This window comes from Nocardia asteroides, assembly GCF_900637185.1.
GTDB classification, from domain to species: Bacteria; Actinomycetota; Actinomycetes; order Mycobacteriales; family Mycobacteriaceae; genus Nocardia; species Nocardia asteroides.
Genome location: NZ_LR134352.1, coordinates 2,552,518 through 2,576,855, shown reverse-complemented (window position 1 = coordinate 2,576,855; position 24,338 = coordinate 2,552,518). Strand labels below are relative to the sequence as shown.

At 70.3% G+C, this 24,338-nt stretch carries 22 protein-coding genes; 4 read left to right on the top strand and 18 right to left on the bottom strand.

Annotated elements, in window-relative coordinates:
- The first annotated feature begins 33 nt into the window (after positions 1 to 33).
- A complete protein-coding gene (locus EL493_RS12040; protein ID WP_022567214.1) occupies positions 34 to 777 on the top strand; it encodes an LGFP repeat-containing protein in 744 nt (247 codons plus the stop codon).
- Positions 778 to 780: 3 nt separating this feature from the next.
- Here EL493_RS12040 and EL493_RS12035 read toward each other — a convergent pair whose 3' ends face one another.
- The 5 genes from EL493_RS12035 to EL493_RS12015 all read right to left on the bottom strand — a co-directional run bounded on the left by EL493_RS12035 (position 781) and on the right by EL493_RS12015 (position 4,354).
- Complete coding sequence (locus EL493_RS12035; protein WP_232017318.1) at positions 781 to 1,134, bottom strand: YbjN domain-containing protein; 354 nt, start codon at positions 1,132 to 1,134, stop codon at positions 781 to 783.
- 74 nt (positions 1,135 to 1,208) lie between these two features.
- Entirely contained in the window at positions 1,209 to 2,021 is an 813-nt protein-coding gene (locus EL493_RS12030) for an isoprenyl transferase (protein WP_019045871.1), read from the bottom strand.
- Between the two features lie 60 nt (positions 2,022 to 2,081).
- Positions 2,082 to 2,846 (bottom strand): DNA repair protein RecO, encoded by a 765-nt coding sequence (gene recO / locus EL493_RS12025; protein WP_019045870.1) that lies wholly within the window; start codon positions 2,844 to 2,846, stop codon positions 2,082 to 2,084.
- Positions 2,847 to 2,898: 52 nt separating this feature from the next.
- The gene (locus EL493_RS12020; protein ID WP_019045869.1) at positions 2,899 to 3,501 is read right to left on the bottom strand and encodes a TetR/AcrR family transcriptional regulator; all 603 of its coding nucleotides are present in this window, start codon (positions 3,499 to 3,501) and stop codon (positions 2,899 to 2,901) included.
- Positions 3,488 to 4,354 (bottom strand): alpha/beta fold hydrolase, encoded by an 867-nt coding sequence (locus tag EL493_RS12015; protein ID WP_019045868.1) that lies wholly within the window; start codon positions 4,352 to 4,354, stop codon positions 3,488 to 3,490. The genes EL493_RS12020 and EL493_RS12015 overlap by 14 nt, the downstream gene beginning before the upstream one ends.
- 151 nt (positions 4,355 to 4,505) lie before the next feature.
- Between EL493_RS12015 and EL493_RS12010 the strand changes: the two genes are divergently transcribed.
- Positions 4,506 to 5,933 (top strand): amidase, encoded by a 1,428-nt coding sequence (locus EL493_RS12010; RefSeq protein WP_019045867.1) that lies wholly within the window; start codon positions 4,506 to 4,508, stop codon positions 5,931 to 5,933.
- Positions 5,934 to 6,006: 73 nt separating this feature from the next.
- Here EL493_RS12010 and EL493_RS12005 read toward each other — a convergent pair whose 3' ends face one another.
- The 9 genes from EL493_RS12005 to hrcA form a co-directional block, all read right to left on the bottom strand.
- On the bottom strand, positions 6,007 to 8,838 hold the full coding sequence (locus EL493_RS12005) for an ABC transporter substrate-binding protein (RefSeq protein ID WP_036836235.1): 2,832 nt from the start codon (positions 8,836 to 8,838) through the stop codon (positions 6,007 to 6,009).
- Positions 8,839 to 8,928: 90 nt separating this feature from the next.
- Complete coding sequence (gene era / locus EL493_RS12000) at positions 8,929 to 9,834, bottom strand: GTPase Era (protein WP_019045865.1); 906 nt, start codon at positions 9,832 to 9,834, stop codon at positions 8,929 to 8,931.
- Positions 9,827 to 10,162, bottom strand: coding sequence for a hypothetical protein (locus tag EL493_RS11995; RefSeq protein ID WP_019045864.1), 336 nt, complete (start codon positions 10,160 to 10,162; stop codon positions 9,827 to 9,829). Before EL493_RS11995 ends, era begins: the two co-directional genes overlap by 8 nt.
- The gene (locus tag EL493_RS11990; protein ID WP_019045863.1) at positions 10,155 to 11,522 is read right to left on the bottom strand and encodes a hemolysin family protein; all 1,368 of its coding nucleotides are present in this window, start codon (positions 11,520 to 11,522) and stop codon (positions 10,155 to 10,157) included. The genes EL493_RS11995 and EL493_RS11990 overlap by 8 nt, the downstream gene beginning before the upstream one ends.
- A complete protein-coding gene (ybeY, locus tag EL493_RS11985; protein ID WP_019045862.1) occupies positions 11,519 to 12,073 on the bottom strand; it encodes an rRNA maturation RNase YbeY in 555 nt (184 codons plus the stop codon). The genes EL493_RS11990 and ybeY overlap by 4 nt, the downstream gene beginning before the upstream one ends.
- Positions 12,074 to 12,136: 63 nt before the next feature.
- Positions 12,137 to 13,198, bottom strand: a complete 1,062-nt coding sequence (locus EL493_RS11980; RefSeq protein WP_030202621.1) for a PhoH family protein — start codon at positions 13,196 to 13,198, stop codon at positions 12,137 to 12,139.
- Between the two features lie 188 nt (positions 13,199 to 13,386).
- Positions 13,387 to 14,127, bottom strand: coding sequence for a 16S rRNA (uracil(1498)-N(3))-methyltransferase (locus tag EL493_RS11975; RefSeq protein ID WP_019045860.1), 741 nt, complete (start codon positions 14,125 to 14,127; stop codon positions 13,387 to 13,389).
- A 4-nt stretch (positions 14,128 to 14,131) separates the two neighbouring features.
- Positions 14,132 to 15,286, bottom strand: a complete 1,155-nt coding sequence (gene dnaJ / locus EL493_RS11970) for a molecular chaperone DnaJ (RefSeq protein ID WP_019045859.1) — start codon at positions 15,284 to 15,286, stop codon at positions 14,132 to 14,134.
- 129 nt (positions 15,287 to 15,415) lie between these two features.
- Positions 15,416 to 16,450, bottom strand: coding sequence for a heat-inducible transcriptional repressor HrcA (gene hrcA / locus EL493_RS11965; RefSeq protein ID WP_019045858.1), 1,035 nt, complete (start codon positions 16,448 to 16,450; stop codon positions 15,416 to 15,418).
- 280 nt (positions 16,451 to 16,730) lie between these two features.
- Between hrcA and EL493_RS11960 the strand changes: the two genes are divergently transcribed.
- Entirely contained in the window at positions 16,731 to 17,135 is a 405-nt protein-coding gene (locus tag EL493_RS11960) for a hypothetical protein (protein WP_022567213.1), read from the top strand.
- Positions 17,136 to 19,155: 2,020 nt separating this feature from the next.
- On the opposite strand, the gene EL493_RS11955 is transcribed toward EL493_RS11960, so the two are convergent.
- The 4 genes from EL493_RS11955 to EL493_RS11940 form a co-directional block, all read right to left on the bottom strand.
- Entirely contained in the window at positions 19,156 to 19,380 is a 225-nt protein-coding gene (locus tag EL493_RS11955; RefSeq protein WP_019045856.1) for a hypothetical protein, read from the bottom strand.
- A gap of 188 nt (positions 19,381 to 19,568) precedes the next feature.
- Complete coding sequence (locus tag EL493_RS11950) at positions 19,569 to 20,123, bottom strand: DinB family protein (protein ID WP_019045855.1); 555 nt, start codon at positions 20,121 to 20,123, stop codon at positions 19,569 to 19,571.
- A 42-nt stretch (positions 20,124 to 20,165) separates the two neighbouring features.
- On the bottom strand, positions 20,166 to 21,386 hold the full coding sequence (gene hemW / locus EL493_RS11945) for a radical SAM family heme chaperone HemW (protein ID WP_036836121.1): 1,221 nt from the start codon (positions 21,384 to 21,386) through the stop codon (positions 20,166 to 20,168).
- A 282-nt stretch (positions 21,387 to 21,668) separates the two neighbouring features.
- Complete coding sequence (locus tag EL493_RS11940; protein ID WP_019045853.1) at positions 21,669 to 22,097, bottom strand: SgcJ/EcaC family oxidoreductase; 429 nt, start codon at positions 22,095 to 22,097, stop codon at positions 21,669 to 21,671.
- A 435-nt stretch (positions 22,098 to 22,532) separates the two neighbouring features.
- Between EL493_RS11940 and EL493_RS11935 the strand changes: the two genes are divergently transcribed.
- Positions 22,533 to 24,323, top strand: coding sequence for a nitrite/sulfite reductase (locus EL493_RS11935; protein ID WP_019045852.1), 1,791 nt, complete (start codon positions 22,533 to 22,535; stop codon positions 24,321 to 24,323).
- The last annotated feature ends 15 nt before the right edge of the window (positions 24,324 to 24,338 follow it).

Sequence of the window (24,338 nt, the reverse complement as noted above, 5' to 3'; positions counted from 1 at the left end):
TCACCGAACAACGATTCGACCAGGGAGTTTCCTGTGGCATTTCACCGACGAACCCTTCGATCGCGCGGGATCGCCGTGCTGGCGGCCGCGGCCGTGCTGCCCTTGGCCCTCGCGGGCACCGCGCAGGCGCGCAAGATCGGCGACTTCGAGGTGGGCGGTGCGATCGAGATCGAATACGACCAGGCGGGCGGCGCCGCGCTCGGTGACCCCACCTCCCCCGAATCCGACGCGGCCGCGGGCGGCAAATACCAGACCTTCGCCAACAACGCGGCCATCTACTGGCACCCCGACACCGAGGCGCGCACCGTCGCCGGGCAGATCCGCGACAAGTTCGCCGAACTGGGCAACGAGGGCGGCAAGCTCGGGTACCCGGTGACCCGCGAGGAATCCACCCCGGGCGGCGCGGGCCGGTACAACCACTTCCAGAAGGGCTCGATCTACTGGTCCGTCGGCACCGGCGCGCACCAGATCAGCGGGCCGATCCGGGACAAGTGGGCCGCGCTCGGCTGGGAGTCGAGCCCGCTGGGGTTCCCGCTCAGCGACGTCGCCAAGGCGGGCAAGGCCGACGGCCAGTTCTCGATGTTCCCGACCGGCGCCATCTACTGGTCCTCGGCGACCGGCGCGCACGCGGTGTGGGGCAGCATCCAGGCCGACTGGATCCGCGCGGGCTCCGAAGGCGGCCGCTACGGCTACCCCACCAGCGACGAGTACGACTACCAGGGCGGCAAGGCCCAGGATTTCCAGGGCGGCAAGATCACCTGGAAGCCGTCGAACTGACGCCTACGGCGCGAGCAGGCCCTGCCTGGCCCTGCTCGCGCCGGACAGCGCGAGCAGCAGCATGGTGGTGAGGGCCTGGTCGTCGAGGCCCTCGGCCGGGAACGTGTAGCGCAGGATGACATCGCCCAGCTTGCCGCGCCCGATCAGGGTGACCGAGCCGAACTGGATCTCGTTGTTGCGTTCGGCCACGCGCTTGTGCAGCTGCGGCTTGAGCGGGCGATCCCAGGCCAGCACGCTGGTCAGCGACAGCACGGTCAGGCCGGGCGCCAGGGTGACGGCGCGGATCGAGCACAGCGCGCCGTCGTATTCGAAGCCGAGCGATCCGTCGGCGTCGACCCGGATGTCGACGTCCTGCATCTGCAGGCAGGCGCCGGTGCGCGCCTGCAGGTCGAGTTCGGGGGTGACCGCAGCGTCCATGTCGGCTCCGTCGCTCATTTGGTGCCGCCGAAGCGACGATCGCGCTTGGCGTATTCCAGGCACGCGGCCCACAGGTTACGCCGGTCGAAATCAGGGAAAAGCGTGTCCTGGTAGACGAATTCGGCGTAGGCGGCCTGCCAGATGAGGAAGTTCGAGCTGCGGAACTCGCCCGAGGGCCGCAGGAACAGGTCGACATCGGGCATGTCGGGTTCGTCCAGGTAGCGGGCGACGGTGGCCTCGTCGACCTTCTCGGGATCAATCTCGCCCGCCGCGACCCGGCGCGCGATTTCGCGTGCGGCGTCGGCGATCTCGGCGCGGCCACCGTAGTTGACGCACATGGTCAGCGTCATCACGTCGTTGTCCCTGGTGAGCTCCTCGGCGACCTCGAGCTCCTTGATCACGCTGCGCCACAGGCGCGGTCGGCGTCCCGCCCAGCGCACGCGCACGCCCATCTCGTGCATCTCGTCGCGGCGGCGGCGGATCACGTCGCGGTTGAAGCCCATCAGGAAGCGCACCTCGTCGGGGCTGCGCCGCCAGTTCTCGGTGGAGAAGGCGTAGGCCGACAGCCACTTCACGCCCATCTCGATGGAGCCTTCGACGGCGTCCATCAGCACGGCCTCGCCGCGTTCGTGTCCCGCAGTGCGCGGCAGCCCGCGCTCCTGCGCCCAGCGGCCGTTGCCGTCCATCACCAGCGCGACGTGGTTGGGCACCAGCTCCGGCGGGATCGCGGGCGGACGCGCGCCCGAGGGGTGCGGCGACGGCGGGCGAACGGTGCGGGCCGGCTTGCTCGCGGTGGAGGTGTCACGACGCAGGATCACGGCATCCATCCTGCCTGATCGCCGGGTGCGGCCCGCACGGGCTCCGGGTTCGGCCGCTCCGGTGGCGGCTCAGCCAACCCGGCCCGCGGGCGCCGTCTCGGCGCGGGTGCGCTCGATCAGCGGCAACGTGCGCAACTGCCGTTCCAGATGCCACTGCAGGTGGGCGGCGACCAGGCCGCTGGCCTGGCGGCGGGTGTTGTCGGGGACCCCGGCGATGTAGTCCCACTCCCCCTTCAGCAGGGCGACGAGCAGATCGAGCACACCCGGCGCGGGCGTGCTCGCCCCCGGCGGACGGCAGTGCACGCAGACCGCGCCACCCGCCGCCACGTGGAACGCGCGATGCGGGCCCGGGGTCGCGCAGCGGGCGCATTCGTCGAGCGCGGGCGCCCAGCCCGCGAAACCCATGGCGCGCAACAGGTACGCGTCGAGGATCAGTTCGTGCGGGCGCTGTTTGGCGGCGATGGCGCGCAGCGCGCTCGCGGTGAGCGCGTGCAGTTTCGGCGCGGGCGCGCGCTCCTCGCCCGCCAGCCGTTCGGCGGTCTCCAGGATGGCGCAGGCGGTGGTGTAGCGGCCGTAGTCGTCGATGATGTCGGCGGCGAACGCCTCGACCGTGGTCACCTGGGTGACGACGTCGAGCGTGCGGCCCGGATGCAGCTGCACGTCGATGTAGGCGAACGGCTCGAGCCGCGCCCCGAACTTCGACTTGGTGCGCCGCACCCCCTTGGCCACGGCCCGGACCAGGCCGTGCTGCCTGGTCAGCAACGTGACGATGCGATCGGCCTCGCCCAGCTTGTGCTGGCGGACCACCACCGCCTCATCCCGATACAACCGCACGGGCCCAGTCTTCCACGTCGACCCGACACCGTCGGCACGGACACACCCCCGCTCAGCCCTGCCGCAGCAGCCCGGCGAGGATCAGCAGCAGCGACTGCTGGGTTTCGAGGCGGGCGCGGTCGGGGTCGTCGGCGTGGGCGACGATGAGGGAGGCCTCGGTGATGGCGCTGAGCAGCAGCTGAGCCAGGACCGCGACCGGGGCGGTGGGAATCAGGCCCGCGTCCACGGCGCGCTGGAGTTCGCCGGTGATCAGGCCGAGGCCGTGGCGGGATTCGAACTCGCGGAAGGCGGGCCAGCCGAGCACCGTGGGCGCGTCCATCAGGACGACGCGCAGCATCTCCGGACCCGCGCAGAGGTCGAGGAAGCGGGCCAGGCCCGCGGTCATCCCGGCGACGACGTCGGCGGGGTCGACCGCGGCCACCGCGGCCGCGATCTCCGCGGTGGCCTCGGTCTCGATCTGTTCGAGCACGGCCAGGAACAGGCCGCGTTTGTCGCCGTAGTGGTGGTGCAGTGCCCCGCGGGTGACCCCGGCGGCGGCCACCAGCTGTTCGGCGGACGTCGCGGCGAAGCCGCGCTCGGCGAACAGGCTGCGGCCTGCCTGCTCGAGCGCGGCCCGGGTGGTGCGGGAGCGATCCTCCTGACTACGGCGCTGCATGCAGCCGAGTGAACTCCACGATCATCTCGACGAGCAACTCCGGCCGGTCCTCGGAGACGAAGGTGTAGGAATCGTCGACCGTGCGCAGGCTCGCGCGCGGCAGCTCGGCGACGAGCCGCTGCGCCAGCGCCATCGGGAACAGCTTGTCCTCGGTCGCCCAGACGACGAGCACCGGCAGATCGACCTCGCCGAAGTGCTCGGCGGCCGCCAGCGTGAGCCGGTTGTCCACCCCGGCGGCGAAACGGCGCAGGTCGGCGCGGATCGCCGGGTCACGGCGCGCGGGCCGCAGATACGACTCCGCGATCTCGCGGGGCAGCGGGTGTTTGGTGACCCAGCCGAAGCCGAGCGGCAGCCGCTGCACGGCCTTCCACCGCATCGGCGCGAGCAGCGGCGCGATCGTGCCGGGGATCTTCGCCACCTTCAGCAGCGCGCCGAAGGGGAACGGCGGGAAGACCTCGTAGCAGTCGACGGCGGCCAGCACGACACGGCCGATCCGTTCCGGTCGCCGGGTCATCAGGAGCTGGGTGAGCGCACCGCCGGTGTCGTTGGCGACGACGGTGACGTCGGTGAGGTCGAGCACGTCGAGGAACTCGGCGATCAGATCGGCGATGCCGGTGGGCGTGAGGTCGGCGTCGGGCATCGGGATCGAGTGCGAACCGAGCGGCCAGTCGGGCGTGAGACAGCGGTGTCCGGCGGCGACGAGACCGGGCACCACCCCACGCCAGATGTCGGCGTTGACGAGCAGTCCGTGGACGAACACCACCGGCGATCCGGTGCCGGTGTCGTGATAGCGGATACGGCCGGACGACAGGGCGATCTCACGTGCCGGGCCGAGTGTCGAGCTGATTCCCATGGGGTCCTCCCCTGGTCGAATGCTGGGCAGCACCACTGTTACATACATACGGTATGTATGTCTATAGCTGAGAAATCCACCCAGGGTATGTGGACGGGTGACCAGATTCGCGGTTACGGTCGAGCCCACGACCTGCAGAGACGGAGTTCACATGACCGCGCCCGACCGCGTCGCGCCGAAGCCCTCGGCCGATCTCGGCCTCACCGAACTGTCCACGGCGATCGCCGACGGTCAGCTGTCCTCGGTCGCGGCCGTCACCGACGCGCTCGACCGGATCGAGGCGTCCCAGCCGACGCTCAACGCCTTCCGCGTCGTCCGGCGCGAGGCCGCGCTGCGCGAAGCCGCCGAGGCCGACGCGCGCCTGGCCGCGGGTGCCCGGCTCCCGCTGCTCGGCGTGCCGATCGCGGTCAAGGACGACACCGATGTCACCGGCGAGGTCACCGCGTTCGGCTGCGGCGGCGAATTCGCGCCCAAGACCGAGGACGCCGAGGCTGTACGCAGGTTGCGCGCCGCGGGCGCGGTGATCGTGGGCAAGGCCAATACCTGTGAGCTGGGCCAGCTGCCGTTCACCAGCGGTGACGCCTTCGGCCACTCCCGCAATCCGTGGGACCGTACCCGCACGCCCGGTGGTTCCTCGGGCGGTTCGGCGGCGGCGGTCGCGGCCGGGTTGGTGCCCGCCGCACTGGGTTCCGACGGCGCGGGCTCGGTGCGCATCCCGGCCTCGTGGAACAACCTGGTCGGCATCAAACCGCAGCGCGGACGCATCTCCACCTGGCCGCACGCGGAGGCGTTCTACGGGCTCACGGTCAACGGGCCGCTCGCGCGTACCGTCCGCGACGCGGCCCTGCTGCTCGACGTCGCCGCCGGACCACACCGCGGCGACCTGCACACCCCGGCGCCGATCGACGCGAGCGCCGCGGTGGGCCGCGATCCGGGCAGGCTGCGCATCGCGCTGTCGCTGCGCATCCCGTTCACCGCGACCAAGACCGCGCTGGACCCGCAGATCGCGGCGGCCGTGCACGAACTGGCGAGGACCCTGCGCGGGCTCGGCCACACCGTCACCGTGGCCGATCTGCACTACGGGCTGATGATCGGCGCGTCCTTCCTGCCGCGCTCGATGGCCGGGATCCACCGGGTGCACCGGGAGATGCCCGAGGCGATCGTCGACCCGCGCACCACGGCCAACTCCCGGCTCGGCCGGGTGCTCGGCGGCCCGGTGCTGGCCGCGGCCCGGCGCGCGGAGCCGCTGCTGCACAAGCGGATCGGTACCTTCTTCGACGACTACGACCTGGTGCTGGCCCCGACCACGGCGACTCCTCCCCCGCGCGCCGAGGAGATCGACGGGATCGGCGTCGGCGCCACGAACAACCTGATCACCGGCGCCTGCCCCTACACCTGGCCGTGGAATGTCCTCGGCTGGCCGAGTGTGAACGTGCCCGCCGGCTTCACCGAGGCCGGGCTGCCGATCGGGGCGCAGCTGATGGGCACCGCGAACACCGAGCCGATGCTCATCTCGCTGGCGGCGCAGCTGGAGGAGGAACTGCACTGGGAGCGGACCCGGCCGACGCCGTGGTGGTGAATCAGAACGGCGGTAGGCCATGCCGTCGGTCGCCCCGCGATCGCGCACCGCGACGAGGTTCGGACGGGCCGCACTACCTCCCCGGTTCGGCCCAGCCTTCGAGATCACTCTTCGTCCCGGCCGGGCACCCGTCCTGACCGGTCTGGCGCGGGAACATCATCAGGCAGCGTTGCGGGCCTGCCGCACCGACCGCCGTGGTGACCAGGACCGCGATCGACGACCCGTCGGCGACGCGGCGCGTCGAGAACCCCAGTGTGCCGGTGACACCGCGATAGTCGCTCTCGCGCAACTGCACCGCGATCGCCGTCCGGTTCGGCGGCAGGTCCGCGAGCACCCCGCGACTGCTGCGCACGGCCTGCAGGAACAGCCCGCTCACATCGAAGGCCAGGCCGGTGCGGTCGCCTGCCCAGGTCGGCCGGTAGTCGTCCAGTCCCGGATAGCCGCGCAGTTCCTGGATGAGCCCGGCCAGTTCGACACAGAGCTGTTCGTGCTCGAACGGCACCGGCTGACTGCCGAGTTTGCCGATGCCGCCGACACAATCGGCGCCACCGAGCATCACCGGCGCGGCCTTGGCCACGTAGCGCACCGTGAGATTGGCGGGCAGGGCGGCGGTGGCCCGCTGGTCGGTGATCAGACGGGTCACCGCGTCGTTGCCGAGGATCGCCGGACCCGCCCCGCTGAGGCAGCCCCGGCTGACCGACTTGGCGAAGGTCGGGAAATCGTCGTTGCGGCCCGCGAAGAACAGCAGGGTGCGCCGGTCGAAGTTCTCCGTCTCGCAGGGCGCCGCGAAGCGATACAGCTGCTGCTGTTCGCGCCAGCTCAGACTGTTCTGGGCGACACCGCGTTTGCGGAGTTCGGCCTCCAGGTCGGCGACCAGGGTAGTCACGTACAGATCGTCGGCCGCCTCGGGGTGGTAGATCGTCACCTTGTCGTAGCGGGGCGTCCCGTTCGGTTCCCGCGCACCCTGCACGTAGTCGGCGATGAGCCGGGCCTGCACGGTATTGCTCGGCGCGGCCTGGAAATACAGCGGGGAGGCCTGGTCCAGGCCGTCGGCCGACAGCGTCGTCGCCACCGCGGGGACGCCCAGTTCGCCCAGCCGGGTGATGGCGCCGCGGGTCTCGTCGGTACTGCGGTCGATGCCGACCACACCGAGCACACTGGGATCGTCGGCCACCAGGCCGCGCAGCTTGTGCTCGACCACCCAGCCGGCCTGGCGCATGTCCGAGCCGCCGTTGGCGATCACCACGCGCAGCAAGGGTTCGGACTCGTCCGACGCCAGCAGCGCGCGCCGCTGCTGCACCGCGAGCCCGGCCAGCTCCTCCACCTGGGCGTGCGGGTAGCGCACATTGGCATCGGCGTAGCTGAGGCCGGCGAAGTACACCAGCGAGACCAGCGGGCGGTTCGGGTTGTGCTCCTTGGCTTCCCGCGCGACACCGTTGAGCCGGAACACCTCGCGCTGCATCGCCGTGAGCTCGGGATCGTCGGCGAAGATCTGCCGGGTGTTGTCGCTGTAGCCGACGCACTCACCGTCGCGCAGGCTCACCGAGACGCCGCCGGTCCACGGCCACTGCGAGCACGGCGCACCGCGCAGCGGCGGGAAGTACACCAGCGCGGCGGCCACGGCCAGCACGATCGGGATAAGCACGCACAGTCCGACGAACCAGCTACGCGCCGCCATCGGCGGAGCGGGCGGTAGGGCCAAGCCGCGGAAGCGGGCATCGCTGATCTTCGGCGGAACGTCGGCCGGGAGCAGCGCGCGCAGCGGCAGGAACCAGGCGTCGGCCTGCCGGTGGGTGCGGCGATTGTCGATCTCACGCACCCAGGTCTGCAGCGGGTCCGGCGGCTGCGGTGACGGCTGGTCGGCCAGGCTCTCCAGCGTGCGCAGCGACCGCAGCTCACCGATGTGCCCGAGCTCGCCGACCTCGCGGTTGGGACCTTCGTCCCGGAAGGCGACGAGCACCAGCGGGTCGAAGTGACCGGTCTCGTTCCTGATCTCGTTGATCCAGGTGAGAATCCGCGCGCCGTCGCTGCCCTCGGCCAGCCCACCGAGCAGCGCCACCGGATAGGCGGTGCGCCGCCAGCTCGACGGCCGCCAGATCCGGCGCCGGTAGGCGTCGCGCAGGTCCTCGAGGAAGGCGTGGATGAGCAGCTTGGCGACCTGCTCCTCGTTCTCGTCCACCCGGTGCGAGGCGGTCAGCCGCGAGGCGAAACCCAGGAAGCTTCCCGACAATTCGGGCGCCAGATACCGCTGGTGCAGGAACCACCTGGTCACCTTCGACATGCCCGGAATGCGCCCGGACACCCACAGCCACAGTCGCAGCACGGGCCACAGCGCGAGCACGCCGAAGACCACCCGCGAAAGGGTATCGCCGGCAACGCCTTCGGCGGTGTCGGACCGGCTCGTCGGCGACCCGCTGCGCAGCAGCTTGGGCAGCCTGCGGCGCAGCTCGTCCGGCGCCTCGGATTCGTCGCTGGTGACGCGCTGCCTGGTCAGCCAGTCGGCGGTGCGGTAGCGCGGGAACTTGATCGCGCCCATCGCGGTGTCGTCGGCCGCGAAACCCGCGACCAGCTGCTGGATGATCGGCAGGCAGTGCCCGGCGATCTCCTGATCGTCGTGCGAACTGACGGCGCTGAGATCGGGTGTGAGCGTGGTCCGTGGCAGGTCGGGGGCGTGCAGGTCGATCTTGGCGCGCGGGGTGGCGCGCCGGCCGCCGGATTCGCCCAGCCAGCTGTAGAGATCGGCGACCAGCGCCGAATGCCCCTGCACCCCGACCAGTTCCACGATCGGCCGGGGCAAGATGCGGCGGCCACGCAGCAGCGTGCGCAGCACCCGCGGCTTGGTGTCGGGGATCTCCAGCGCCCGCAGCAATTCCAGCAGTTTGCCGACATCATTGGCATCGGGCACTTCGGCGGCCTCCCCGGGGCGAACAGCGAGCACGCCGCGACTGCCGGCGTATTCGCCGAACGATACCCCGTCCGGCCGACCGTCAAACGATCAAAAGCCCAGCTTCCCCAGCTGTTTGGGGTCGCGCTGCCAGTCCTTGGCCACCTTCACGTGCAGGTTCAGGTAGATCCGGGTGCCGAGGATGTGCTCGATCTGCTTGCGGGCGTTGGTGCCCACTTCCTTGAGCCGGGACCCGTTCTTGCCGATGATGATCGCCTTCTGGCTCGGCCGCTCGACATACAGCAGGGCATGCACCTCGAGCATGTCCTCGTTGGCCTCGTACGGCTGGATCTCCTCGATGACCACGGCCAGCGAGTGCGGCAGCTCGTCGCGCACGCCCTCCAGCGCGGCCTCGCGGATCAGCTCGGCCATGAGGGTTTCCTCCGGCTCGTCGGTGATCTCGCCGTCCGGGTAGAACGCGGGGCCCTCGGGCATCTTCGCGGCGATCACGTCGACCAGCACCTCGACCTGCTCGCCCTTGACCGCCGAGACCGGCACGACCTCGGCCTCGGGGCCGAGCAGCTGCGAGACCGCCATCAGCTGGTGCGCGACCTGGTCGCGGCTCACCTTGTCGATCTTGGTGACCACGCCGAGCACGGTGGTCTTGGGCGCCATCATCTTGATCTGCTCGACGATCCAGCGGTCGCCGGGGCCGATCTTCTCGTCGGCCGGGATGCACACCGCGATCACGTCGACCTCGGAGTAGGTGTCGCGGACGAGGTCGTTGAGCCGCTGGCCGAGCAGCGTGCGCGGACGGTGCAAACCGGGGGTGTCGACCAGGATCAGCTGGGCATGGTCACGGTGCACGATGCCGCGGATGGTGTGCCGGGTGGTCTGCGGGCGCGAGGAGGTGATCGCGATCTTCGTGCCGACCAGCGCGTTGGTCAGCGTCGACTTGCCGGTGTTCGGGCGGCCGACGAAACAGACGAAGCCGGAGCGGAATTCCTTCTCAGCCACCGTGCACCTCGCTCAGCACGGCGCCGGAGCGATCGGTGCGGATCACCGCCGCCGACGGCGACACCTCACGCACCGCGGCGATCCCCGCGTCGTCGGACGCGCCGCCGACGACCACCGCCGCCTCGAAACCCTCGGCGCCGCTGGAGATCGCGGCGGCCACGGCAGCCTGCAGGGCGGTCAGCCGCAGCGCGGCGAGCGCCACCTCGCCCGCCGCGTAGGTGCGGCCGTCGGTGTCGCGGATCGCGGCGCCGCTCGCGCCGCCGGTGCGGCCCAGCGCGCCGCGGGCCAGTACGAGCAGTTTGTTGTCCTCGGCGTCGAGTTCACTCATGGGTTTCTCCGTTGTCGTCGGGCACCGTGGCCGCCGTGGGCGCGGCGGTCTCGTCGGTGCCGTTGGTCCTGCTCTGGCGGCCGTTGTCGGCCTTCTTGTCCTTCTCCGGGGTGTCCCGGCGCACCAGCACCGTGTTGACCCGCATCCGGCCGCGCGCGTCGGCGCCGCCCTCGCCCCGCAGCACCAGCCCGTGGACGGTCACCTTCGAACCGGGCAGCGGGACGCGGCCCAGCTCGTGCGCCAGCAGGCCGCCCACCGTGTCGACGTCCTCGTCCTCGATCTCGAGCCCGTACAGCTCGCCGAGGTCCTCCACCGACAGCCGGGCCGACACCCGGTAGCGGCCGTCGCCGAGGTCCTCCACGGGCGGGGTCTCGTCGGTGTCGTACTCGTCGGCGATCTCGCCGACGATCTCCTCGAGCACGTCCTCGATGGTGACCAGGCCGGCGATGCCGCCGTATTCGTCGATCAGCAGGGCCATGTGGTTGCGGCGGCGCTGCATCTCGTCGAGCAGATCGTCGAGCGGCTTGGAGTCGGGGACGAACACCGCGGGCCGCATGACCTCGCGCACGGTCACCTTGCGGCTGCGATCGGCGTACGGGACAAGGTCTTTCAGGTACACCACGCCCAGCACGTCGTCGACGTTCTCGCCGACCACCGGAATCCGGGAATGCCCGGACCGCACGGCCAGCGACATCGCCTGCGCGGCGGTCTTGTCGGCTTCGATCCACACCATCTCGGTGCGCGGCACCATCACGGCGCGGGCCGCGGTGTCGCCGAGTTCGAACACCGACTGGATCATCCGGCGTTCGTCGTCGGCGACGACGCCGCGCTCGCGGGCCATGTCGACCACTTCGCGCAGCTCGATCTCGGAGGCGAAGGGCCCGTTGCGGAATCCCTTACCGGGGGTGATCGCGTTGCCGAGCAGGATCAGCAGTCTGCTCACCGGGCTCAGCACCGCGCCGATGATCTGCAGCGGCACAGCGGCGCCGAGCGCGATCGAATACGCGTGCTGGCGGCCGAGCGTACGCGGCCCGACCCCGATCACGACGTAGGAGATCACCACCATCACCGCGGCGGTGACCAGCAGCGCGGTGCTGGTGCGCCACAGTTCGAGGGTGGCGGCGGCCAGCAGCACGGTGGCGGTGATCTCGCACAGGATGCGCAGCAGCACCATGAGATTCACGTACCGCGGCCGGTCGTCGACGATCTTGCGCAGGCGGGCGGCGCCGGGCCGTTCCTCGCGGACCATGTCGTCCAGGCGGGCCCTGGACACCGTGTTCAGGGCCGAGTCGACCCCGGCGAAGACGCCGCCGAGACCGATCAGCACGGTCGCCAGCAGGATCTGGGTCAGTGAGGTCACGCGGGGCCCAGCGCGTCACCGGGTGCGGTGAAACCGGCCTTGCCGAGCAGTCTGGCATCGCGTTCGGCGAGCTCGGCGCGACGCTGTTCCTCGCGCAGGCTCACGTACCACTCCTCGAGCAGCTGGCCCTGCAGCGCGAACATCTCCTTCTCCTCCTCCGGCTCGGCGTGGTCGTAGCCGAGCAGGTGGAGCACGCCGTGCACGGTGAGCAGGGCCAGCTCGTGATCGAGCGAATGGCCGGCCTTCTGCGCCTGACCCATCGCGAACTCCGGACACAGCACGATGTCACCGAGCATCGAGGGACCGGGCTCGGGGCTGTCGGGGCGACCGCCGGGCTCGAGCTCGTCCATCGGGAACGACATCACATCGGTGGGGCCGGGCAGATCCATCCAGCGCACGTGCAGGTCGGCCATGGTGTCGAGATCCACGAGCACCATGGACAGCTCGGCGGCGGGATGCACGTCCATCCGGCCGATCACGAACCGTGCCACGCTGACCAGGTCTTCTTCGGGGACGTCCATGCCCGATTCGTTGGCGATCTCGATGCTCACCTGTTCAGGGTACGGTGCCGACCCGACGCCGCCGGGAGCGGCATCGGGCCAGCGTGGCGTGAGTTACCCCCGGTTCGCCCGGCCCGCGGCACGGCGCTGCGCCCGGTTGCCCGGGTAGTGCGGGCCGGGGACCGTCCGGGTGTCGGACTCGTACCGGTCGTAGGCGTCGACGATGTCGGACACCAGCCGGTGCCGCACCACATCGGCGCTGGTCAGCTCCGAGAAGTGGATGTCGTCGATGTCGGTGAGGATCTCCGAGGCCGCGCGCAGACCCGACCGCTGCCCGTTGGGCAGGTCGACCTGCGAGATGTCACCGGTGACCACCATCTTCGAGCCGAAGCCCAGGCGGGTCAGGAACATCTTCATCTGCTCGGCCGTGGTGTTCTGCGCCTCGTCGAGGATGATGAACGAATCGTTGAGGCTGCGGCCACGCATGTACGCCAGCGGCGCGACCTCGATGACACCGGAGGCGAGCAGCTTGGGGATCGCCTCCGGGTCCATCATGTCGTGCAGGGCGTCGTAGAGCGGCCGCAGATACGGGTCGATCTTGTCGTTGAGGGTGCCCGGCAGGAAGCCGAGCCGCTCCCCCGCCTCGACCGCGGGCCTGGTCAGGATGATGCGGGTGACCTGCTTGGACTGCAGGGCCTGCACCGCCTTGGCCATCGCCAGATAGGTCTTGCCGGTGCCGGCGGGACCGATGCCGAACACGATGGTGTTGGCGTCGATCGCGTCGACATAGCGCTTCTGGTTCAGCGTCTTGGGTCGGATGGTCTTGCCGCGCCGGGACAGGATGTCCAGGCTGAGCACCTCGGCGGGCGATTCGGACACGCCTTCGGTGAGCATGGACACGGTGTGCCGGACCGCCTCGGGGGTGATCACCCGATTACGCCCGGTCAGCGCGACGAGCTGCTCGATGACGCGTTCGGCCAGCGCCACATCGCCGGCCTTGCCGGTGATGGTGACGGTGTTGCCGCGGACATGGATGTCGGCCGGGAGCAGTTTCTCCAGCTGACGCAGATTCTGATCGGCCGAGCCGAGGAACGGGAAGACAGACTCCGGGGCGAGTTCGATGCTGGAACGCACGGTTCGCGCCGCGGGACCCGCGTTGTTACCGCCTGCGCCGATGCCTGTTACGGGGTTGGTGGGGTCGCCGATCTCGCCTGAGTTCTTCAAAAGTGGCTATGGCCTGCTTCCGGTCTCGACTGTGTGTTCGATGATCACAGTTTAACGCGCCCCACCGACACCGCCCAGCGATATAACGGGGGTATCGGCCGAACCGCGATCGTCCGGTGACCGCAGGTCAGGACTGGTGACTACCAGCGCGGGGTGAGGGCGCCGAGAGCACCCAGTGCCACCGCGGCCGCCGTCGAGGTGCGCAGCACGGTCGGGCCGAGCAGCACGATGTCGGCACCGGCCTCGGCCAGCGCGCCGAGTTCGGTGTCGTCCAGGCCGCCCTCGGGGCCGACGATCAGGACGACCTCGCTCGCCTCGGCCAGCGGCAGTTCGGTGAACCTGCCCGCGCCGGACTCGTGCAACGCGGCCACGATCGCGCCGTCGCCCTTGGCTTTTCGTACCAGCTCCACCAGGTCGCGGGTGCGGTGCAGCTCGGCGACCTCGGGTATGTAGGCACGCCGGGACTGCCGGGCCGCCGATTTCGCGGCAGCACGCCACTTCTCGATCCCTTTGGCCGCCTTGGCTTCCCAGTTGGCGACACAGCGCGCGGCCTGCCACGGCACGATGACGTCGGCGCCCGCCTCGGTCATCAGTTCCACCGCCAGCTCGGAGCGATCCGACTTGGGCAGTGCCTGCACCACGGTCACCGGCGGGGTGACCGGCGGCGCGAGCACCCGGTTGCGCACCGCGAGTTCGAGCCGGTCCTTCTGGGCCGCGACGACTTCCGACTCGGCCAGCACCCCGCGTCCGTCGGACAGGGTGATCGGCTCGCCGACCTTGATCCGGCGCACGGTCGCCGCGTGGCGACCCTCCGGACCGTCGAGGACCGCGACGGCGCCCGGGGCGGGTACCTCGTCGAGGTAGAAGACCGTCGCGGCCACGGCCTCAGCGTCCGCTGAAGGAGGCGCGCAGGCGGGCGAACAGGCCGCTGTTGTGCTCGGACTGGGCCGACATCACCTCGGCGCGGTCCTTGTCGCGCAGGCCCTTGAACTTGCGCAGCAGATCGGTCTGCTTACCGTCCAGTTTGCTGGGCACGACGATGTCGAGGTGGGCCAGCAGGTCACCGCGGGCGCCCGAACGCAGCCGCGGCATGCCGTGGGCGCGCAGCTGGATGATCTCGCCGGGCTGGGTGCCCGCCGCGATGGTCAGCTCGGTCGGGCCGTCCAGGATGGTGTCGACGACCACGGTGGTGCCCAGGATCGCGTCGACCATCGGGACACGCACGGTGCAGTGCAGGTCGTCGCCGTCGCGGACGAAGGTGTCGTGCGGCTGCTCGACGACCTCGACGTAGAGGTCACCGGCGTGACCGCCACCGGGGCCGACCTCACCCTGCGCGGCGAGCCGCACCCGCATGCCGTTGGCGACACCGGCCGGGATCGGCGCGGCGATCTCGCGGCGGGCGCGCACCCGGCCGTCGCCGCCGCACTTGTGGCAGGGGTCGGGGATGGTCTCGCCCGCGCCGCGGCAGGTGGGGCAGGGCCGCGAGGTGAGGACCTGGCCGAGGAAGGAACGCTGCACCGACTGCACCTCACCGGCGCCGTCGCAGGTCTCACAGCGGACGGGCTTGGAGTTGCCGTTGGTGCCCGCGCCCTGGCAGATGTCGCAGAGGATGGCGGTGTCGACGGTCAGGTGCTTGGTGACACCGACCGCGCATTCGGCCAGGCTCAGCCGGGTGCGGATCAGCGAGTCGGCGCCGGGCTGCACGCGACCACGCGGTTTGCGCGCGCCGCCGCCCTGGCCGCTCATGCCGCCGAAGAACGCCTCGAAGACGTCGCCGAGGCCGCCGAAACCGGCGCCACTGAATCCGGCTCCGCCGCCGCCGTTTTCGAGCGGGTCACCACCGAGGTCGACGATCCGGCGCTTCTCCGGGTCGGTCAGCACCTCGTAGGCGGTGGAGACTTCCTTGAACTTGGCCTGAGCGGCCTCGTCCGGGTTCACATCGGGGTGGAGTTCCCGCGCCAGCTTGCGGTAGGCGCGCTTGAGCTCCTGGTCGGTGGCGTTCTTGCCGACGCCGAGCAGTCCGTAGTAGTCCCGTGCCACGTGAGTTCTCTAGTCCTTGGTCGCTGTGGTCCAGCCGAGCGCCGCGCGCTCCTTTAGTCGAATCCACTCAACTTTACCGGCCGAAGTATCGACCTTAACAGTGTGGGTCGGCCGGTTACCCGGCCGCAGTCACCTTTCGGCGAGCACCTCGCCGATGTACCGGGCAACAGTGGCCACCGAGGCCATTGTTCCCGGATAGTCCATCCGGGTGGGGCCGAGCACACCCATCCCGCCCAGCACTGCGCCCGCCGCGCCGTAGCCGGTGGACACCACCGAGGTGCCGCGCATCTGCTCCACCTGGGTCTCTTCGCCGATCTGCACCGTCACCTGGCCCGGTTGCTGCGCCGCGGCGAGCAGTTTCAGCACGATGACCTGCTCCTCCAGCGCCTCCAGCACGGTGCGCAGGGAGCCGGGGAAGCCGAAGTCGGCGACATTACGGGTGAGATTGGCGGTGCCGCCGAGGACGAGCCGTTCCTCCGGATGCTCCACCAGGGTCTCCACCAGCACAGTCGAGACCCGGACGAGGACATCCCTGATCTTGGCGGGCGCCCGTTCGGGCAGGCCGGCCACCGACGCACTGGCCACCGACAGCAGCTTGCCGTCCATGGCACCGCCGAGCAGGCCGCGCACCGCCGCCAGATCGTCGTCGGAGATCACCGTGCCCAGGTCGACGAGGCGCTGGTCGACCCGGCCGGTGTCGGTGATGACCACGAGCAGCAGGCGGGCGGGGTTGAGCGCGACGACCTCGATGTGGCGCACCGTGGAGGCGGAGACCGTCGGGTACTGCACCACCGCGACCTGCCGGGTGAGCTGCGCCAGCAGCCGCACGCCGCGGCGCAGGACGTCGTCGAGGTCGACGCCGGATTCCAGGAATTCCATGATCGCCCGGCGCTCGGCGCCCGAGAGCGGCTTCACCTCGGCAATACGGTCGACGAACTCGCGATAGCCCTTGTCGGTGGGGATGCGGCCGGAGCTGGTGTGCGGCTGGGTGATGTATCCCTCCGCCTCCAGCACCGCCATGTCGTTGCGGATGGTGGCGCTGGATACACCCAGGCTGTGCCGTTCCACGAGCGACTTGGAGCCGATCGGTTCCTTGGTGGCGACGTAGTCCGCGACGATCGCTCGCAGGACCTCGAACCGCCGATCCTCGGTGCTCGACGCCATCGACCCCACCTCCTCGCTCGTGCCGGGTACGTCATCGGCCCGCGTGTGCTGCTGTGTACGCCGCACAGACTCGCACGCGGACGCTCGGAGCGTCTCGTTGTCCAGTCTAATTGTCCGATCCGGGATCGCCCGCTCACCGGGCGCACCCGAGCCCGGTTGTCCACAGGCCGCGAGTTGTCCACAGGCGGCGGAAGTCGCCGGCCGCTGGCCCGTCCACCGGGGTAGTTTCGGCACTGATTCAGCTGTTCACCAGTGGTTTTCAGACGGCCGGGGAGGGCTTGTGCACCAGCGGAACGAGGGCTATCAGGCAACGGGATCGGCAGTGGATCCGGCGGCGTTCGCCGGGGTCGACCAGGGGTGCGCGGCCTTTCTGGCGGTGATCGACCAGATCGTCGCGCTGGCCACCGAGATCGGCGAACAGGCCCACTGGGGACTGGGCGAGGGAGACCCGCGGCTGATCTCCTCCGCGGCCGTCGTGGCGCGATTGCGGGCCAAGGCCGCCGGAATCGACGGAAACAGCATCCACGCGGTGATGACCGCGCACGCGTCCGCCATCTCGGAGATCCGGAAGGCACACCGGCTCGCGCTGTCCCAGCTCACCGGCGCGGACATCGACTGGAGCCGCCAACTCCAGACCACGAATCCGGCTGCGAGCGGACGTGATCCACGGGAGCAGGCACAGTGACCACCTGGGAACCGCCTGCCATACCAGGCGGCGGCGAGAACCCATGGCACTGGCGGCACCTCGACATCGCGTCGGCCTTCACCCCGATCCAGGTAGCTGATGCCGCCACGCAGGCGGACCGGTTCGAACGGATAGCCCATAGGTGGGCCGAAGGGGTCGCGGCATTCGAGAGGGCATTCACCGCAGCCCACACGGGTTGGTCAGGACTCGCCGCCGATGCCGCCTGGACGCGTCTGCGCGCCTATCTCTACGACGCACACAACCTCACCACCGCACTTTCCGAACTACCCACCGCCGTCCGGTCCGCGGCCGACGCGATCGCAGCAACCAAATACGCGATCCCCTCTCCGATCACCACCGGCGCGGCAACGCCCGAGCTCGTCATGGACGACGCGACGGCGTACCACGCGGAGAACGACGCCCTCGAAGAGGCGCGCTCGGCAATGCATTCGCGCTATGTCGTGCCGTTCGCGGCGATCGACGCACGAATTCCCCTGCTGCCGATGCCGTTTCGATACTCACAAAGCACGACCACCGATACATATCCCTCCGGTTCCGCTCTCACCGATCGCCGCGCCCCGTTCGCGCCCAGCACCGAGCCAGACGGCGCCCACGACACATGGACCACAGCGGACCATCGCCTGACAGCCCTGGCCTCCACCGCCTCGAAAGCCGCCGACAGCACAGCAGCTGACGGCGACACCTCGCCATACTCCGGGACGGACGGAGCTGGGGTTGCGATTGGGGCTGAAGCCGTAGCCGTGACCGGCGCTGAAGCCGTGCCCGGGGCTGGAGATGCCGTCGGTACCGAAACCGGGCCCTCGCCGACCGAAGGCGCAGCCGGAACCGGCACCGCCGCTGGAGCTGGCACTGCGGCCGGGGCAGGAGGCGAAGCAGGCGCTACACCCGGATCTGAAGCTGCGACCGAGTTTGAGACCTTGGCTGGAGGCGGGGCGGAGGCTGACGCCGCGAGCACTGGAGCCGCGGTCGAGACCGGAGCTGGAGGTGCCGTCGACGCTGTCGCCGGGGCAGGGTTGTCCGGAGCTGCAGCCGGGACTGAAGCCGCGGGCGGGGCTGAGGCCCGAGCTGAGGCTGAAGGCGGGGCTGAGGCCCGAGCTGGGGTGGGAGGCGGAGCCGGCGCCGCGACGGGATCCGGAGCTGCGACCGAGACTGGGACCGTGGCCTGGGCTGGAGTTGGAGCAGCCGAATCTGGTGCCGGGGCTGGGACGGCTGGAGTTGGAGCAGCCGAATCTGGTGCCGGGGCTGGGACGGCTGGAGCTGGAGCCACGACCGGGGTCGGCGGCGGACCTGGTGCTGGGGTTGGCGCTGGAGCTGGACTCGGAGCCGGGACCGGAGCTGAGGCCGCGACCGGAGCTGGGGCCGCGACCGGAGGCGGAATCGGGGCTGGGGCTGGTGGGGCCACAGCCGGAGTGGGCGCTGGGGCCGGGGTCGCTACCGGGCATGGAGCCAGTGCCTGGGCTGGAGGCGGAAGCGCAGCTGCGTCCGGGCTCGGGACCGGAGTCGGGTCCGGGCTCGGGACCGGAGTCGGGTCCGGGCTCGGGACCGGAGTCGGGGGTGGGGCCGGAGTTGGTGCGGCGGCCGGGGCTGGGGCGGGGAATGTGCCGCAGCAGGGTGGGGTGGCTCGGCCGGCTGTGGAGCGCGGTAGTCCTGGTGGGACGGGACAGGTCGCGTCCTCGAATACGCCGGCCGGGGCGCCGGTGGTCCGAGCCGGGGATCGGCTTCAGTGCGCGGTGATGCCGAGCACCGGGGCTCCGGTGGCGGCCGCGAGCGAGCGTGAGCTGCCGGGGTATCTCGTTACACGGGCGAATACCGATGTGCTGCTTGCTGATTCACGGCCGGTGGTTCGCGGCGGGGTGATCGGTGGCGCGGTCGACGTGGAGTCGAGTGGGCAGCGAGAATCCGCGGCTGGGGATGACGATGTCGGCAGGCGGTAGCGCGCCGGGGCGGTCGAGCCGATCGACCGCGGGCTGGGGCCACCCGGTGGGCGGCCCCGCCGGGGTCAGCTGCGGGCTGCGGAGTGGGCGGCGCCGACCTGCTTGCCCGCGAGGGCGTCGAGGCCGAGCATCGCCAGCAGTGATACGCAGTCCTCCGCGTCGTTGGAGTGCGACGCGACCGTGCGGGCGGCGACCGCGCACTGCCGCGCGTTCTCCGCCTTCTCGGCAGAGCGCGCTTCGGCGAATTCGCTCTGCTCTTGGACGAGGGTGATGTGCCGTTCGGTGGACATATAGCTCCCTAGGATCGAGCCGAAGCCTACGCCCCTGATCGTTATCTTCGGCTCCGAACCCCGGGATCGGACCGGTTTGCGACCCCGGTGCCCTGGCCCTCCGATGAGGTGTGCATCACGCCGTTTCCGGTTCACGACCGGGCGATCTTCTCCGGAGCCCGCAGCGGCGGTGAGCCCGGAAATTCGGATCACGAATGGATCTCACCGGACGGCTCGCCGGCGGCGCGCAGCAGCCGCAGCTGACCGATCTCGGCCACGTTCTTCATCAATTCCGCATCGACCCAGGAGACCAGGTGTGCCACTGTCAGCCCGGCGTCGGCCGACCACGGATAGGCCGACGTTGCGTCCAGATCCGCGTCGTCGAGTGCGGCGAGCACGTCGAGCCAGTCCGCGCGCAACTGCCGCAGCCAATCGATGGTCTGCGGCCCGGGGCCGGGCCAGCTGACAGCGGTGCGTTCCCGCGGCGTCCGGCCGCGGACATGGTCCGTGGCGACGCTCCACCACCAGCCGATGTGCCAGGTGAGCCAGCCGATCGTCGGCACGGGGATCGGGTCGGGTTCGGTGTCGGCCCAGTCGGGGACCCAGCCACCCTCGCCGTCCGGCCGCAGCGTCCAGGACAGCGCGGACGGTTCCCACAGGAAGTCCGCAGGCGTCAACCGTTCCAGGTGGTACTCGAACAGCGACCAGACAAGGTCGAAGTGCCAGCGCACCAGATCGTTCCGCGAGGTGGTCACCCGGCGCATCGTGCCACCAGGCCGCCGGAATCGACAGCGATTTTCGCCGGGTCAGTCGAGCAGGTCGCGGACTACGCCGTCGGCCAGCAGCCGCCCGCGGTCGGTGAGGACGAGCCGTTCGTCGGTGAGCACGGCGAGGCCGTCGGACAGGATGCGATCCAGCGCCGGGCGCGCGGAGGGCGCGAGGGTGTCGAGCGGGAGGCCCGTGCGCAGCCGCACGGTGAGCATGAGGTGTTCCAAGTAGCGCTCGTCCTCGGTGAGCGCTTCCCAGCCCGCGGCGGGCAGCCCGCCCAGCGCGACCCGGTCGGCGTAGCGGGCGGGATGCTTGATGTTCCACCAGCGCACCCCGCCGACGTGACTGTGCGCGCCGGGGCCCGCGCCGAGCCAGTCGCCGCCGTCCCAGTAGCCGAGGTTGTGGCGGCAGCGGGCGTCGTCGCCTGCGGCCCAGTTGGACACCTCGTACCAGGACAGGCCCGCGGCCTCGAGCCGGGAGTCGATGCGCTCGTAGCGGGCGGCCAGCACGTCCTCGTCGGGGGCGGGCAGTTCCCCCCGGCGGACCTTGCGGGCCAGGGCGGTGCCGTCCTCGACGATCAGCGAATAGGCGGACACGTGGTCGACCCCGGCGGCGAGCACCGCGTCGAGGCTCGCGTCGAGATCGGCGTCGGTTTCGCCTGGGGTGCCGTAGATCAGGTCCAGATTGACGTGGTCGAAGCCGGCGGCCCTGGCCTCCTTGGCGGCGGCGACCGCGCGGCCGGGCGTGTGGGTGCGGTCGAGCACCCGCAGCACATGCTGCGCAGCGGACTGCATGCCCAGCGAGACCCGGGTGTACCCGGCGGCCCGGATGCGCTCGAAGAACTCGGGCAAGGTGGACTCGGGATTGGACTCGGTGGTCACCTCGGCACCGGCGGCCAGGGTGAACTCGGCGCGCACCGCGTCGAGCACCGACGCCAGCCCGTCACCGCCCAGCAGCGAGGGTGTGCCGCCTCCGACGAAGATCGTCGACACCTCGGGTGTCGCGCTGGGCAGGGCGGCGAACTCGGTCGCCGCGGTCGCGAGTTCGCCGCGCAGCGCCTCGAGCCACGACTGCGGCGACGCGGACGTGCCGAGTTCCCCCGCCGTGTAGGTGTTGAAGTCGCAATATCCGCAGCGCGTCGCACAGAACGGCACGTGTACATACACCCCGAACGCGCCGCCCCCGAAGTCACGCAGCACCGGCCGCTCGGCATCGGCGGGAGTCACGCCGGGAGCCCCGGTGGCAGCGCTGGAAGTCACCCCTCCAGTCTGCCCGTCCCCGGCGCCGCGCCCCGCACGACCCCTGACCCGGTGCGAGCGCCGTCACCGTCCCGTCCACGCGGCGAGACCGGCTCACGTGCTCACTGCGGCTCGCGCGGGCAGCGATGTCGGCAACCTCCGTCGCCGCGCCAGGCACAACGTCACCCCACATCCACGTACCCACCGACGGCAGGCGCTGTCCGGCTCGCGGTCGGAAACTGCGTTCCGCCGTGCCGCAGGTCGCGGCCGACGCCGGGCCGGCGACCGGATCGATCGAACGGATCAGTCCGCCACCACCGGCGTGTTCTGGTTGGCGGTCAGAACCCATGCGCCGTCTTCCTTGGTCATCACGTACATCGGTGTGCCCCGACCCGAGAGTTCGCCGTCGAGGGTGAAGTAGCTCTGGCGGATCTTGACGGCGGCCACGTCTGGGCGCAGGAACAGGACGTGCTCGATTTCGTAGGTCGCCGTGCCGTGGGTGGTGGCGCCCGGCAGGACCTGGGCGGTGAACTCGGCGATGGCCGCGCGGCCGAACAGCCGCTTGCCGTGGCCGGTGGTCCAGATCGCGTCCGCGCGGAAGACTCCGGTGAACTCGTCGATCAGTTCGTTGTCCTGGGCGTGGGCGACGGTGTCGACCACGGCGCGAATGGCCGCGAGTTCGGTCTCGATGTCGATGGGGGTCTGTCCGGCCACGGTGGCGTCGGTGCTCATGAGACCCACTGTGCAACCTCAACGACGCTCCAGGTCAATGCGCTGTGCCGTACCGCACAGCGATGGCAGATGACGAATCACCAGTCGCTTCCGCGGGGTGAACTATGACCCCCGTCACAGAACGGCACGACCGTCCAGGGAATTTCCCCCAAAAGTGCGGGAAATATCTCCTTGCGGTCGGAACGACCCGGCTGACATGGCACAATAGGCCCATGCACGCAACTGGAGTACGACTCGTGGCCCGGCGCCACGTCGACTTCCAGCGTGTCTGCAGCGCCTGTTGTCGGCCCGGTCTCCACCGGTAGCGCAGCGGCGTCCACGCCCGGGTCCACCCCGGTGCCATCGACATTCATCGGCCCGCTGACCACCTGACGCGAGCCAGCCCCTCGCGCCTTCAGCACGGATGTACCACCCACCCCGCAGGAGCGACCCCACATGACGTCGAGCACCGACGCCGCTTCGACCGAACAGTCGTCGCCGGCCCGCCCCGAGCGCCCGGCAGCCGAACGCCGCGTCCGACCCGATCGGCCGCGCAGCGAAGCCCCCGTCGCGCCGCGCGAGCGCACCGGCAAGCCGGTCCGGCGCCGCTCCGAAGGCCAGTGGGCCCTCGGCTACCGCGAGCCGCTGAACCCGAACGAGCAGTCCAAGAAGGACGACAACCCGCTCAACGTGCGCGCGCGCATCGAGAACATCTACGCCAAGGGCGGCTTCGACTCGATCGACAAGGCCGACCTGCGCGGACGTTTCCGCTGGTGGGGCCTCTACACCCAGCGCGAGCAGGGCTACGACGGCACCTGGACCGACGACGACAACGTCGACATCCTCGAGGCCAAGTACTTCATGATGCGGGTGCGCTGCGACGCCGGCGCGCTCAACGCCGCGCAGCTGCGCACCATCGGCCAGATCTCCACCGAGTTCGGCCGCGACACCGCCGACCTGTCCGACCGCGAGAACGTCCAGTACCACTGGATCGAGGTCGAGAACGTGCCGGAGATCTGGCGCAGGCTCGAGTCGGTCGGCCTGCACACCACCGAGGCGTGCGGCGACTGCCCCCGCGTGATCCTGGGTTCGCCGCTGGCCGGTGAATCGCTCGACGAGATCATCGACCCGACCCCGGCCATCGACGAGATCGTCAAGCGCTACATCGGGAAGAAGGAGTACTCCAACCTTCCCCGCAAGTTCAAGACCGCGATCTCGGGCCAGCAGGACGTGGTGCACGAGATCAACGACGTCGCGTTCGTCGGCGTGAACCACCCCGAGCACGGCCCCGGCCTGGACCTGTGGGTCGGCGGCGGCCTCTCGACCAACCCGATGCTGGCCAAGCGGGTCGGCGCGTGGGTGCCGCTGGACGAAGTGCCGGACGTGTGGGAGGCCGTGGTCTCGCTGTTCCGCGACTACGGCTACCGCCGCCTGCGCACCAAGGCCCGCCTGAAGTTCCTGATCAAGGACTGGGGCATCGAGAAGTTCCGCCAGGTGCTCGAGGACGAGTACCTGAAGCGCAAGCTGATCGACGGTCCCGCGCCGGAGCAGCCGGCCAAGCCGATCGACCACGTCGGCGTGCAGAAGCTGCGCAACGGCCTCAACGCCGTCGGCTTCTCCCCCATCGCGGGCCGCGTCTCGGGCACCATCCTGAGCAAGGTCGCCGACGCCGCGGAGAAGTACGGCTCGGACCGGATCCGGTTCACCCCGTACCAGAAGCTGATCGTGCTCGACATCGCCGACGACCAGGTCGACGCGCTGATCGACGAGCTGGAGCCACTCGGCCTGCAGGCCCGCCCGTCGATCTGGCGGCGAAACCTGCTCGCCTGCAGCGGTATCGAGTTCTGCAAGCTGTCGTTCGTGGAGACCCGCAAGCGCTCGCAGGTGCTGGCGCCGGAGCTCGAGCAGCGCCTCGCCGACATCAACGCGCAGCTGGACGTGCCGATCACGATCAACATCAACGGCTGCCCGAACTCGTGCGGCCGTTCCCAGATCGCCGACATCGGCTTCAAGGGTCAGCTGGTCGACGACGGCGCCGGGAATCAGGTCGAGGGTTTCCAGGTTCACCTGGGTGGCAGCCTCGGCCTGGACAGCGGGTTCGGCCGCAAGCTGCGTCAGCACAAGGTGACCAGTGTCGAGCTCGGCGACTACATCGAGCGTGTCGTGCGCAACTTCGTCAAGGGCCGCGAAGACGGTGAACGCTTCGCGGTGTGGGCTGTGCGCGCCGACGAGGCCGACCTCCGCTAGTGGATGAGGAGATCT

Excerpts from the sequence above, each read along its gene's own strand:
- EL493_RS11995 (WP_019045864.1), bottom strand. The coding sequence starts at position 10,162 with ATGAGTGAACTCGACGCCGAGGACAACAAACTGCTCGTACTGGCCCGC.
- EL493_RS12020 (WP_019045869.1), bottom strand. The coding sequence starts at position 3,501 with ATGCAGCGCCGTAGTCAGGAGGATCGCTCCCGCACCACCCGGGCCGCG.
- EL493_RS12030 (WP_019045871.1), bottom strand. The coding sequence starts at position 2,021 with ATGGATGCCGTGATCCTGCGTCGTGACACCTCCACCGCGAGCAAGCCG.
- EL493_RS12015 (WP_019045868.1), bottom strand. The coding sequence starts at position 4,354 with ATGGGAATCAGCTCGACACTCGGCCCGGCACGTGAGATCGCCCTGTCG.
- EL493_RS11950 (WP_019045855.1), bottom strand. The coding sequence starts at position 20,123 with ATGCGCCGGGTGACCACCTCGCGGAACGATCTGGTGCGCTGGCACTTC.
- hrcA (WP_019045858.1), bottom strand. The coding sequence starts at position 16,450 with ATGGCGTCGAGCACCGAGGATCGGCGGTTCGAGGTCCTGCGAGCGATC.
- EL493_RS11935 (WP_019045852.1), top strand. The coding sequence starts at position 22,533 with ATGACGTCGAGCACCGACGCCGCTTCGACCGAACAGTCGTCGCCGGCC.
- EL493_RS11955 (WP_019045856.1), bottom strand. The coding sequence starts at position 19,380 with ATGTCCACCGAACGGCACATCACCCTCGTCCAAGAGCAGAGCGAATTC.
- EL493_RS12010 (WP_019045867.1), top strand. The coding sequence starts at position 4,506 with ATGACCGCGCCCGACCGCGTCGCGCCGAAGCCCTCGGCCGATCTCGGC.
- EL493_RS12035 (WP_232017318.1), bottom strand. The coding sequence starts at position 1,134 with ATGCAGGACGTCGACATCCGGGTCGACGCCGACGGATCGCTCGGCTTC.
- EL493_RS11940 (WP_019045853.1), bottom strand. The coding sequence starts at position 22,097 with ATGAGCACCGACGCCACCGTGGCCGGACAGACCCCCATCGACATCGAG.